This window comes from Streptomyces sp. NBC_01304, from assembly GCF_035975855.1.
Taxonomy (GTDB): domain Bacteria; phylum Actinomycetota; class Actinomycetes; order Streptomycetales; family Streptomycetaceae; genus Streptomyces.
Window position 1 is genome coordinate 7,130,299 of the sequence record NZ_CP109055.1, and the last position, 12,347, is coordinate 7,142,645.

General features: G+C 69.5%; 11 protein-coding genes. 9 read left to right on the forward strand and 2 right to left on the reverse strand.

All coding sequences use genetic code 11. The features are described 5' to 3' along the window. Window positions 1-34: 34 nt before the first annotated feature. Window positions 35-637, reverse strand: a complete 603-nt coding sequence (locus tag OG430_RS31575) for a vitamin K epoxide reductase family protein (protein WP_327356036.1) — start codon at window positions 635-637, stop codon at window positions 35-37. Window positions 638-818: 181 nt separating this feature from the next. Between OG430_RS31575 and OG430_RS31580 the strand changes: the two genes are divergently transcribed. Continuing rightward, window positions 819-1,985 carry a sensor histidine kinase gene (locus OG430_RS31580; RefSeq protein WP_327356037.1) on the forward strand — a complete coding sequence of 389 codons (1,167 nt, stop codon included), beginning with the start codon at window positions 819-821 and terminating at the stop codon, window positions 1,983-1,985. 201 nt (window positions 1,986-2,186) lie between these two features. Here OG430_RS31580 and OG430_RS31585 read toward each other — a convergent pair whose 3' ends face one another. Next, window positions 2,187-3,194, reverse strand: a complete 1,008-nt coding sequence (locus tag OG430_RS31585; protein ID WP_327356038.1) for a rod shape-determining protein — start codon at window positions 3,192-3,194, stop codon at window positions 2,187-2,189. Window positions 3,195-3,402: 208 nt separating this feature from the next. Between OG430_RS31585 and folC the strand changes: the two genes are divergently transcribed. The 8 genes from folC (at window position 3,403) to rodA (ending at window position 12,325) form a co-directional block, all read left to right on the forward strand. Continuing rightward, window positions 3,403-4,890 (forward strand): bifunctional tetrahydrofolate synthase/dihydrofolate synthase, encoded by a 1,488-nt coding sequence (folC, locus tag OG430_RS31590; protein ID WP_327359303.1) that lies wholly within the window; start codon window positions 3,403-3,405, stop codon window positions 4,888-4,890. Window positions 4,891-4,895: 5 nt separating this feature from the next. Further along, window positions 4,896-5,249 (forward strand): DUF4233 domain-containing protein, encoded by a 354-nt coding sequence (locus tag OG430_RS31595; RefSeq protein WP_327356039.1) that lies wholly within the window; start codon window positions 4,896-4,898, stop codon window positions 5,247-5,249. Window positions 5,250-5,342: 93 nt separating this feature from the next. Then, on the forward strand, window positions 5,343-5,753 hold the full coding sequence (ndk, locus tag OG430_RS31600) for a nucleoside-diphosphate kinase (protein WP_327356040.1): 411 nt from the start codon (window positions 5,343-5,345) through the stop codon (window positions 5,751-5,753). Between the two features lie 328 nt (window positions 5,754-6,081). Further along, window positions 6,082-7,101, forward strand: coding sequence for a rod shape-determining protein (locus OG430_RS31605; RefSeq protein WP_327359305.1), 1,020 nt, complete (start codon window positions 6,082-6,084; stop codon window positions 7,099-7,101). A gap of 202 nt (window positions 7,102-7,303) precedes the next feature. Then, complete coding sequence (gene mreC / locus OG430_RS31610) at window positions 7,304-8,251, forward strand: rod shape-determining protein MreC (RefSeq protein ID WP_327356041.1); 948 nt, start codon at window positions 7,304-7,306, stop codon at window positions 8,249-8,251. A gap of 3 nt (window positions 8,252-8,254) precedes the next feature. Then, entirely contained in the window at window positions 8,255-8,929 is a 675-nt protein-coding gene (mreD, locus tag OG430_RS31615; RefSeq protein ID WP_327356042.1) for a rod shape-determining protein MreD, read from the forward strand. A gap of 28 nt (window positions 8,930-8,957) precedes the next feature. After that, a complete protein-coding gene (gene mrdA / locus OG430_RS31620) occupies window positions 8,958-11,135 on the forward strand; it encodes a penicillin-binding protein 2 (protein WP_327356043.1) in 2,178 nt (725 codons plus the stop codon). Then, window positions 11,135-12,325 (forward strand): rod shape-determining protein RodA, encoded by a 1,191-nt coding sequence (gene rodA, locus OG430_RS31625; protein ID WP_327356044.1) that lies wholly within the window; start codon window positions 11,135-11,137, stop codon window positions 12,323-12,325. The genes mrdA and rodA overlap by 1 nt, the downstream gene beginning before the upstream one ends. Window positions 12,326-12,347: the final 22 nt, after the last annotated feature.

Sequence of the window (12,347 nt, forward strand, 5' to 3'; positions counted from 1 at the left end):
GGCGCCCCACCGCACCGGACGAACCGCGCCGTGGCTAGAGCAGCCGGTCGCCGAAACGGGTCAGTACGAGGACCACCAGGACCCCGTAGAGGACGACGGGTCCGGCCCACGTGTGCGTGGTCACCGTCGCCACGAGGCGACGCGGGGCGGGGATCACCCCGGTGCGGAGCGCGTACACGGTGACGTACCAGAAGAGCGGGATCACCAGCGCCCAGATCACCATGCACCAGGGGCACAGCGCCCCGATGACGTACAGACACTGGGTGATCAGCCAGACCACGAACACGAACGCGCCCGTCACCCCGGCCCACAGCCCCAGCCAGACCCGGCGCGGCAGCGCGGCGCCCGTGAGGAGGGCGACGGCGAGGCCCGCGAGGGCGGCGAAGGCGGGGATGCCGAGGAGCATGTTCGGGAAGCCGAGCAGATTGCCCTGCCAGGTGTCCATGACGTCGCCGCAGCTCAGCACCGAGTTGATGTTGCACCCGGGGACGAAGGCCGGGTTGGCGAGGCTCTCGATGCGGTCGTACGTCAGGACCGCCGAGGCCAGCGTGCCGAGTGCGCCCGTGACCAGCAGGAGCAGGCTCAGGGCGCGCGGGGCGGGGATCGGGCGGGCGGCGGGCGTCGAGAGGTCGGACATACCTCCCAGCCTCGCCGTGACGCATGGGTCGTCGGAAGGCTCGATGGTCCCGAATGGGTCCTGGGAATTCCGTACTTTTGGCTGATTGCTGCCGGTAATGGCCGATCCAGGTGCCATAAATCACTTAAATCGGGACGGAAGTCCGCTGGATCGGGCCTAAAGACCCCTGATGATGGAAGACATGAACCCCCAGCCCGCCGTCTCGGCGCTCGACCGGCTGACGGCCGCGGGCCGTCGCCGCGCTCGGCGCTGGGTGGGCTGTCCCCGGATCCTCGACGTCCTGACCGCGCTGAGCTGTCTCGCGCTGATGGCGCTGGACATCCCCGGGCTCGCCGAGGCCGACAACTCCCTCGACTCCCCGGTGGAAGCCGCCTTCGTGCTGTTCCTGGGCGCGTCGACGCTCCTGCTGCGGCGCCGGCAGCCGTGGGTGCCGTACGCCGTCGCCCTGATCTTCCTGTGGTGGCTGCACGAGCTGACGCTGGTGCAGTTCGCGCTCTACTCGCTGGGCCGTTACCGCGGCTGGCGGGCGGGCGTCCTCGGTGTCGTGGCGTATGTGGTGTGCGCGCTGGTGCTGTTCAGCCTGCCGGGCTGGCCGCTGCACGGCGGTGACTCGCTGCCCTCGTTCCTCAGCCTGGTGGTGCCCATCGGGGTACTGGCGGCCGGTGTCGGCATCGCCGCCAACCGGCAGGACCTGGTGCGCGCCCTGGAGGCGCAGCGCGCCGAGACCGCCGTGCTCGGGGCGGTGCAGGCCGAGCGGGCCAGGGTCGCGGGCGATGTGCACGACTTCGTCGGGCGCGAGCTGACGCTGCTGACCGTGCGGGCCGAGGTGCTTGCGCGCCGGGCGCGCGGGGAGTCGTACGCGAAGGATTTCGAGGAGCTCTCGGAGACCTCGCGCCGCGCCCACCGCGTTCTCAACGAGATCATCGTCCAGCGCGGCGCGGACGGCGCCCCGACCCCGGGCCTCGACGCCCTGGCGGCTCTCGCCGAGCAGAGCGATCGCGCCGGCAGCCCGGTGAAGCTGGACGTGGACGAGGCGGCCCAACGGCTGTCCCCGCTACGGCAGGCGGCGGTCTACCGCGTGGTCCAGGAGTGCCTGACGAACGCGGCCAAGCACGCACCGGGAGAGCTGGTCGGCGTCCGGATAGCGATCGCGGACCACCAGGCCCGCATCACGGTGAGCAACACCCTCCCGGCGTCGGCCCCTTCACGGGCCCCGGTGTCGGCCGGCACGGGCACGGCCGGGATGGCCGAGCGGGTACGGAGCGTGGGCGGGACGTTCACGGCGGGGCATGCGGAGGGGGCGTACGAGGTGGTGGCGGAGCTGCCGACGGGGTTGCCTGCGGCTTGATTTCTCCCCGCCCCGCCCCTTCCCGTAAGGCTGCCGCCGGCATGAATCAGCCTGTCCGGCGCTTGAGGACACCGCCCGGAGGGCGGAAGGCTTCGCAGAATTACGGGAAGGGGCGGGGCGGGGAGAATGAAGGGGCCCGGGGCGAAGCCCCGCGACCTGAGCGGGCCGACCCAAGCCTCAATCCCGCCGGCTCCGGAAGGCCTACGCCGCAGACATCAACCGCTGCAGTGAGTCGAACTCCTCCACACACTTCCCGCAGCCAAGCGCCACCGAGTCCAGCGGATTCTCCGCGATGGTCACCGGAATCCCGGTCGCCGCAGACATGCGAAGGTCCAGCCCAGGCAGCAACGCCCCGCCACCCGTGACCACGATCCCGTGCTCCATGACATCCCCGGACAGCTCCGGCGGACACTCCTCCAGCGTCGTCTTCACCGCCGCGATGACCGCCTCGATCGGCTCGTCGAGCGAGGCCCGGACCTCCTTGACCGTGAGGTCGACCGTCTTGGGCAGCCCGCCCACCTTCTCCCGCCCCCGCACGGTGAACGTCCGCATCTCGAAGGCGTCTTCACCGGGCACGGGCCACGCCGACCCGATCGCGACCTTGATGTCCTCGGCGGTCCGCTCGCCGATGAGCAGCGAGTGCTCCTTGCGTACGTAGTCCGTGATCGCGGCGTCGAGCCGGTCGCCGCCCACCCGCAGGGACTGCGCCGTGACGATCCCGCCGAGCGAGATCACGGCGACCTCGGCCGTGCCCCCGCCGATGTCGACGACCATCGAGCCGCGCGGCTCGGACACCGGCAGACCCGCACCGATCGCGGCGGCCATCGGCTCCTCGATGAGGTGGACCGCGCGGGCGCCCGAGCGCTGCGCGGCATGCACGATCGCGCGCCGCTCCACGGGCGTGACCCCGCTGGGCACGCAGACGACCATGCGGGTACGGGGCTTGCGGCCGGGCACGGCCTTGCGGACGAAGTGCCGGATCATCTCCTCGGCCGCCTCGTAGTCGCTGATCACGCCGTCCTTCAGGGGGCGGATCGCGGTGATGGACCCGGGGGTGCGGCCGATGGTCTCCTTGGCCTCCGCGCCGACGGCGAGCGCGCCCTTGACGCCCTCCCGGACGGCGACGACGGACGGCTCATTGAGCACAATGCCCTGGCCACGGGCGTAGAGCAGGGTGTTTGCGGTGCCGAGGTCGATCCCTATGTCCATGATCCGCAAGTTTGCCCGCAGACGCCGGCAATCGGTGCGCCGAAGGTCCTGAACCGGGCAGGCCGAAGGTCCCGTGGACGGCCTGCGGGCCCGGCGACAGGTGGCGCGCCCCGCGCTGTCGGTGGGCCTCCGTAGACTGGCGTACGTGAGTGAGCTCCCCCCCAGCGACAGCAGCGAGCCCGACCCCTTCGAAGGACTCGTGGACGGCATGCGCCTGCCCGACGAGTTCGACGAGATCGTCGCCTCGGAGACCGACCGAGACCCCGACCTGGCGGTGATCGAGGCCGGCAGCCGCACCCTGCGCACGCAGGGCGCCCCGTCCGCGACCGCCGACGTCCCGCCGCGCCCCGCCGACCCCGAGGTCGACAAGGGCCTGCGCGAAGTGGAGGCCGACCTGGCCACGCGCTGGGGCGAGACCAAGCTGGAGCCGTCGGTTGCCCGCATCAAGGCGCTTCTCGACGTCCTGGGCGAGCCGCAGCACGCGTACCCCTCGATCCACCTGACGGGCACGAACGGCAAGACGTCCACGGCCCGCATGATCGAGGCGCTGCTCGGCGCCTTCGAGCTGCGCACCGGCCGGTACACCTCGCCGCACGTCCAGTCGGTCACCGAGCGCATCAGCCTGGACGGCACCCCGATCAGTGCCGAGCGCTTCATCGAGACGTACCAGGACATCAAGCCGTACGTCGAGATGGTCGACGCGCAGCAGGAGTACCGCCTCTCCTTCTTCGAGGTGCTCACGGGCATGGCGTACGCGGCCTTCGCGGACGCCCCCGTCGACGTGGCCGTCGTCGAGGTCGGCATGGGCGGCAGCTGGGACGCCACGAACGTCATCGAGGCCGATGTCGCCGTGGTGACGCCGATCGACCTGGACCACACGGACCGGCTCGGCTCGACGCCCGGCGAGATCGCCGTCGAGAAGTCCGGGATCATCAAGCAGGACGCCACCGTGATCATGGCCCAGCAGCCGGTGGACGCGGCCCAGGTGCTCCTGAAGAAGGCCGTCGAGGTCAATGCGACGGTCGCGCGCGAGGGCCTCGAATTCGGCGTCGTCTCCCGGCAGATCGCGGTCGGCGGCCAGCTGATGACCCTGCGCGGGCTCGGCGGCGAGTACACAGAGATCTTCCTGCCGCTGCACGGCGCCCACCAGGCGCACAACGCCGCGGTGGCCCTCGCGGCGGTCGAGGCGTTCTTCGGTGTCGGCGCCCAGCGCTCCGACCCGCTGGACGTGGAGACGATCCGTAAGGCCTTCGCGACGGTCACCTCACCGGGCCGCCTGGAGGTCGTCCGCAAGTCCCCGACGGTCGTCCTGGACGCCGCGCACAACCCGGCGGGGGCCCGCGCCACCGCCGAGGCGATCAGCGAGGTCTTCGACTTCAGCCGCCTCATCGGGGTCGTCGGGGCCAGTGGCGACAAGGACGTACGCGGACTGCTCGAGGCCTTCGAGCCGATCTTCGCGGAGATCGTCGTCACGCAGAACTCCAGTCACCGCTCGATGGACGCGGACGAACTCGCGGGCATCGCCGTCGAGGTCTTCGGTGACGAGCGCGTACAGGTCGAGCCGCGCCTGGACGACGCCCTGGAGGCCGCGATCACGCTCGCCGAGGAAGAGGGCGAGTACGCGGGCGGGGGAGTCCTCATCACCGGTTCCGTCATCACGGTCGGCGAGGCCCGGCTGCTCCTGGGGAGGGGCTGACTTCCATGCGTACGCTCTGTGCTTCCACGCTGATCGGCGAGTTCTTCATCATCGGCTTCGCCGGCCTGGTCGCCATGAAGGACCCCGATCTGACGCAGGGCACGGTCTGGACGGTGTGCGCGGTCGCCATGGTCCTGTCGGTGCTGCTCTGCGGGATGATCAGCCGGCCGGGCGGGGTGCAGCTGGGCTGGGCCCTGCAGATCGGGCTGATCGCGTCCGGGTTCGTCGTCCCGATCATGTTCTTCCTGGGCGCGTGCTTCGCGGGCCTGTGGTGGGCCTCGATCCACTTCGGCAAGAAGATCGACGAGGCGAAGGCACGGTTCGCGGCGCAGGCCGAGGCGGGAGCTGACCCGGCGTGACGAAGGGGCTGGCTTGACGCTGCGTAACGACCGCAGTTCCCAGCCCTGTAGCCTCTGAGCACCCGCTCACCCGAGTTATCAAGGAGCCGTCCTGTGAGCCGCACCCTCGTCCTGCTCAAGCCCGACGCCGTCCGCCGCGGCCTGATCGGCGAGATCCTCGGCCGCATCGAGCGCAAGGCCGGCTGGCAGATCACCGCTCTCGAGCTGCGCCACCTCGACCAGGACACCCTCGAGGCGCACTACGGCGAGCACAAGGGCAAGCCCTTCTACGAGCCGCTCGTCGAGTTCATGGGCTCCGGCCCGGTCGTCGCGCTCGTCGTCGAGGGCGAGCGGGTCATCGAGGGCGTCCGCGCCCTGGCCGGCCCGACCGACCCGATCGCGGCCGCCCCCGGTTCCATCCGCGGTGACTTCGGCTCCATCGTCCGGGAGAACCTGATCCACGCCTCGGACTCCGAGGAGTCCGCCGAGCGCGAGCTGAAGATCTTCTTCCCCGGACTCGTCTGATCGGGACCGACTCGTCTGATCGGGACCGACCCGCAGCGCTTAATTCCTGACTGAGCGTCAGGAATGCTGGGTCCCTGACCTGGGACGGCCGTGGATCCCGCGGCCGTCCTTTGGCATATGCAAGCCGATTGGGGGAACGCATCCTTCCGTCGGCTCGTCCCCATTAGCGGGACGGCGAATCCTCTGCTGACAATGGCGGAGACCCTCGCGCCGTGTCCGTGCAGGCGAGACTACGATGAAGTCTTCACGCCACTGTGCCCGAACTCGCCGACCTAACAAGCCCTAACGCTCCACGTGGGAAGGCCAGACGCTCCTGATGGGAACCAAAATGTCGTTCATCGGCCGTGACATGGCGATCGACCTCGGGACCGCCAACACGCTGGTCTACGTCAGGGGTCGCGGGATCGTACTCAATGAGCCGTCCGTAGTCGCCATCAACACGAACACCGGTGGCATCCTCGCGGTCGGCGCAGAGGCGAAGAAGATGATCGGCCGCACCCCTGGCAACATCGTCGCGGTCCGCCCGCTCAAGGACGGCGTCATCGCCGACTTCGAGATCACCGAGCGGATGCTCCGCTACTTCATCCTCAAAATCCACAAGCGCCGCTACCTCGCCCGGCCGCGCGTCGTCGTCTGTGTGCCGTCCGGCATCACGGGAGTCGAGCGCCGCGCCGTCATCGAGGCGTCGACCCAGGCCGGCGCCCGCCAGGTACACATCATCGAGGAGCCCATGGCCGCGGCCATCGGCTCCGGCCTCCCGGTCCACGAGGCCACGGGGAACATGGTGGTGGACATCGGCGGCGGCACCACCGAAGTCGCCGTGATCTCGCTCGGCGGAATCGTCACGGCACAGTCCATCCGCGTGGCCGGCGACGAGCTGGACAACGCGATCATCCAGCACATCAAGAAGGAGTACAGCCTCCTCCTCGGTGAGCGCACCGCAGAGCAGATCAAGATCACGATCGGCTCCGCGTACGACATGGACAAGGACGAGCACACCGAGATCCGCGGCCGCGACCTGGTCTCCGGACTCCCGAAGACCGTCGTCATCTCGGCGGCCGAGGTCCGCAAGGCCATCGAGGAGCCGGTCAACGCGATCGTCGACGCGGTCAAGACGACCCTCGACAAGTGCCCGCCCGAGCTGTCGGGCGACGTGATGGACCGGGGCATCGTCCTCACCGGCGGCGGCGCCCTGCTCCGCGGCCTGGACGAGCGCCTCCGTCGGGAGACGGGCATGCCGATCCACATCGCCGAGGACCCGCTCGACTCCGTCGCGCTCGGCTCCGGCAAGTGCGTGGAGGAGTTCGAGGCACTGCAGCAGGTGCTCGACGCGACGCCGCGCAGATGACGTAAAACCAACAATCCGCCGTACGGGCCTGCCCTTCCGTACGGCGGATCGTTGATATAGAGGCAAGACAGCCAGGTCGGACAGCCGGACGAGAAGTCAGGCAGACGGCCCGGCGACACAATCACGCACCGGCACCCGCAAGCCGGTCCATACAGGCAACACAGCCAAACCGATTCCGACGAGGAAGGCACGGCCGCCGCACGTGAGGGACACACGAGAGAGCCGGCTGCTCCTGGTGCTACTGATCGCCATCGCGTTCGCACTGATCACGGTGGACATCAGAGGGGGCGAGGAGTCTCCGGTCGACGGTGCCCGCCAGGCCGCCGCCACGGTCTTCGGACCGGCGGAGAACGCCGTATCAGCGGCTGTCGACCCGCTCGGCAACGCGATCGCGGCCGTCCGCGACTCCGGCGACCGGCACAGCCGGGTCGCCCAGCTGGAGCGGGAGAACGCCGCACTGAAAGCGAAGCTCGGCAGCGACGACCGCAACCGCAGCCGTGTCCGGCAGCTCGACAAGATGCTCAAGACGGCCGGCGCCGGACAGTACGGCATCAAGGGCGCCGAGGTCATCGCCATAGGAGCGGCCCAGGGCTTCTCCTGGACCGTCACCATCGACGCCGGCGCGAACGACGGCATCAAGCGCGACATGACCGTCCTCAACGGCGACGGCCTGGTCGGCCGGGTCACCACCGTCGGCCCCAGCACCTCCACGATCCTCCTCGCCAACGACCCGGACTTCACGGTCGGCACCCGCATGGAGTCCACCGACGAACTCGGCTTCGCCACCGGCGACGGCGGCCAGGAGCTCTCCGTCCAGATGCTCAACGGCAAGGCCAAGGTCAAGAAGGGCGACCGCATGGTGACCTTCGGCTCCCAGGCGGACAAGCCGTTCGTGCCCGGCGTCCCGATCGGCGAGGTCGTCCGCGTGGACCCGTCCGGCGGCGACCTGACGCGCACCGTCTATCTCAAGCCGTACGTCGCCTTCAGCAAGCTCGACATCGTCGGCATCGTCGTCCAGGCCCCGCGCACCGACCCGCGCGACAAGGTGCTGCCCGAGCCGACCAAGCCCAAGCCGACGCCCACCGTCACCGTCACGGTCACCCCGTCACCGAACGCGTCCACGGGCGCCGCCGGCACCGAGGAGGAGTAGCTGATGCGTTTCAACCGGATCCTCCTCTCCAGCACGCTGGTGATCGTCGCCCTGGTCATCCAGGTCTCCGTCCTCGCCAGGCTCCATCTGCCCGGCGCGGTGCCCGACCTGGTGCTGCTCACCGTCCTCGGTCTCGCCCTGGTGTACGGCCATGTCGGCGGCGCCCTCGTCGGGTTCGGCGCGGGACTGCTCTCCGACCTCGCGCCGCCCGCCGATCACGCGGCCGGCCGGTACGCCCTGGTGCTGTGCGTCATCGGCTACCTCGCCGGTCTGGTCAAGCCCGAGAGCGGCCAGGTCCGCTCCGCCACCGGCCCGATGGTCGTCGTGGTCGGCGCCGCGCTCGGCTCCACGCTCCTGTACGCGGGTGTGGGCGCGCTCGTCGGCGACGACGCGGCACAGCATGTGGGCCTCGGCGGCCTGCTGTTCACCGCCGCGATCTACGACCTGCTGCTGGCGCCCTTCGTCGTCCCCGGCATCATGGCGCTGGCCAGACGCGCCGAGAACGACCCGCTCGGCGAGGCAGGAGGCGGTTCCACCAAGGCGAGCGACGTCTCCTCGGGCTGGCTCACGACCGGCACCGGCCTGCGGATCGGCAACCAGCGCGGCGGTCTGCGGATGAAGGCGGCGAAGGCCCGGGTGGCCCGCGCCGGACGCATCAAGGGGGTCAAGCGCCTGTGAGCGCACACCAGTCGAGGGGGAGCGAGTCGTGACCAACATCCCGGAGACCGGACGCACCCCCCGCGTGCAGATCCGTCTCATCGTCCTGCAGATCCTCGTCCTCTCCCTCCTGTTCACCCTCGGCGGCCGCCTCTGGTACCTCCAGGTGCGCAACGGCGACGAGTACGCCGACGAGGCCAACGGCAACCACGTACAGCGCGTCGTCCAGCCCGCCGTCCGCGGCTCGATCCTCGACGCCCGCGGCGTCCCGCTCGCCGACAACCAGACCCGCCTGGTCGTCTCCGCATCCCGCACCGACCTGATGAAGATGAAGGACGACGGCGACGCGGTCCTCACCCGCCTCGCCCAGGTCCTCGGCATGAAGCCCAAGGACGTCGCCGACAAGGTCCGCCTGTGCGACGCCAAGACCCCCCAGCCCTGCTGGAACGGCTCGCCGTACCAGCCCATCCCGATCACGGACGAGGCAACTCCCAAGCAGGCCCTGCAGATCCGCGAGCGGGCCGAGGACTTCCCCGGCATCACCGCCGAGCCCACCGCCGTACGCCGCTACGCCGCCCCCGGCAAGGCGCAGACCTCGCAGGTCCTCGGCTATCTCTCGCCCGTCACGGACGACGAGATCCAGAAGGCCAAGGACAGCGAGTCCCCGTATCTGCGCTCCGACCAGGTCGGCCGCTCCGGCCTGGAGCGGACGTACGACAAGCAGCTGCGCGGCAAGGCCGGCGTGACCGCGTACGAGGTCGACAAGCTCGGCCGCGTCATGGACAAGACCCAGGCCGACCCCGCCCGCCCCGGCGCCAACGTCGTCACCAGCATCGACGCACGCGTGCAGCGCGTCGCGGAGTACGAGCTCAACGAGGCGATGAAGACCGCCCGCGGCGAGTTCGACAAGAACACCGGCGAGAACTACAAGGCCGACGCCGGCGCGGTCGTCGTCCTGGAGTCCAAGACCGGCCGCGTCATCTCCATGGCCTCCAACCCGGACTACGACCCGAACGCCTGGGTCGGCGGCATCTCCGGCAAGGACTACGCCAACCTGACCGGCAAGAAGTCCAACTTCCCGCTCCTGAACCGCGCCATCCAGGGCCAGGCGGCCCCCGGCTCCATCTTCAAGGTCATCCCGACCACGGCCGCGGTGAACGCGGGGTACGACTTCAACGGCCGTTACCCGTGCCCGAGTTCGTACTCGATCGGCAACCAGGTCTTCAAGAACTTCGAGTCGCAGGGCCACGGTTCCATCACCCTCGGCCAGGCCCTCGAGGTCTCCTGCGACACCGTCTACTACGCGCTCTCCCACCAGCAGTGGCAAAAAGACGGCGGGAACAAGCCGAAGAAGGACACCAAGGACTGGTTCTACAAGACGGCCCACCAGTTCGGTCTCGGCGCGGAGACCGGCATCGACCTGCCGAACGAGGTCAAGGGCCGGGTCCCCGACCGCCAGTGGAAGAAGGACTTCTGGGCGGCCAACAAGGACTCCTGGTGCAAGACCGGCAAGAAGAACGGTGAGTACGTCGAGCGGCTCGCGTACGAGAACTGCCTCGAAGGCATGAAGATGCGCGCCGGTGACTCCGTCAACTACTCGATCGGCCAGGGCGACACCCTCGTCACCCCGATCCAGATGGCCACCATCTACGCGGCCATCGCCAACGGCGGCACCCTGCACGACCCGAGCGTCGGCAAGGCGGTCGTCAGCCCCGACGGCAAGCAGGTCGAGGAGATCAGGCCCAAGTCGCACGGCAAGCTGCCGATGAACGCCAAGACGCGCGACTTGATAGACGGTGCCCTCGCGGGAGTCGCCACCCGCGGTACCGCCGCCTGGAGGTTCGGCGGCTGGCCGCAGGACAAGATCCCGATGCACGCCAAGACGGGTACCGCCGAGGTCTACGGCAAGCAGACCACCTCGTGGTTCGCGACGTACACCGAGGACTACACGATCGTCATGACCATCTCCCAGGGTGGTACCGGCTCCGGCGCCTCCGGTCCGGCCGTGCGCAAGATCTACGACGCCATGTACGGCCTGAACGAGAAGGGCGAGCAGGACCTCAAGAAGGCCCTGCTGCCCAAGCCCGAGAAGGACCTCCCCAAGATCGAGTCGGACGGTTCGATCGACGCACCCAAGATCAAGCCGTACGAGCCCAAGAAGGAGGAGCCGCCCGTGCAGGAGCTCGCGGCCGGACTCCCGGGTCCCGGCAACGGAAGGCGGGACTGATGGCCGGCGGTTTCTCCGTATCGGGATACGGACCCGAACGCGGCGTCCTGTCCAAGCTGTTCGCCCGCGACTCCGTGGCGCGCCGCCTGGACTGGCCGATACTGCTCTCCGCGCTCGCGCTGTCGGTGATCGGCTCGGCCCTGGTCTACTCGGCGACCCGCAACCGCACCGAACTCGTCGGCGACGACAAGTTCTCGTTCGTGCTCAAGCACCTCCTGAACGTCGGAATCGGGCTCGCCCTGATGATCGGCACCATCTGGCTCGGCCACCGCACCCTGCGCACAGCGGTCCCGATCCTGTACGGCGTCTCGGTCTTCCTGGTGCTCCTCGTCCTCACCCCGCTCGGCGCGACCATCAACGGCGCGCATGCCTGGCTGGTGGTCGGCGGGATGTCCCTGCAGCCCTCCGAGTTCGTGAAGATCACGATCATCCTGGGCATGGCGATGCTGCTCGCCGCACGGGTGGACGCGGGCGACCGCGCCCATCCCGATCACCGCACCGTCGTCCAGGCCCTCGGTCTCGCCGTCGTCCCGATAATGATCGTGATGCTGATGCCGGACCTCGGCTCGGTCATGGTGATGGCGATGATCGTCCTCGGCGTGCTGCTCGCCTCCGGCGCCTCCAACCGCTGGATCTTCGGGCTGCTCGGCACGGGCGCGGGCGGTGCGATCGCGGTCTGGCAGCTGGGCCTGCTCGACGACTACCAGATCGCGCGCTTCGCGGCCTTCGCCAACCCGGCGCTCGACCCGGCGGGCGTCGGCTACAACACCAACCAGGCGCGCATCGCGATCGGTTCGGGCGGCCTGACCGGCTCCGGGCTCGGCAAGGGCTCGCAGACCACGGGCCAGTTCGTCCCGGAACAGCAGACGGACTTCATCTTCACCGTCGCCGGCGAGGAACTGGGCTTCCTCGGGGCCGGGTTGATCCTGCTGCTGCTCGGTGTGGTCCTGTGGCGTGCCTGCCGCATCGCCCGCGAGACGACCGAGCTGTACGGCACGATCGTCGCCGCCGGGATCATCGCCTGGTTCGCCTTCCAGGCCTTCGAGAACATCGGGATGACGCTCGGCATCATGCCGGTGGCGGGGCTACCGCTGCCCTTTGTGTCGTACGGCGGTACGTCGATGTTCGCGGTCTGGATCGCCATCGGGCTGCTGCAGTCGATCAGAGTGCAACGCCCCATGTCGGCGTGAGCGCTCCGCTGGACGGCCGGAT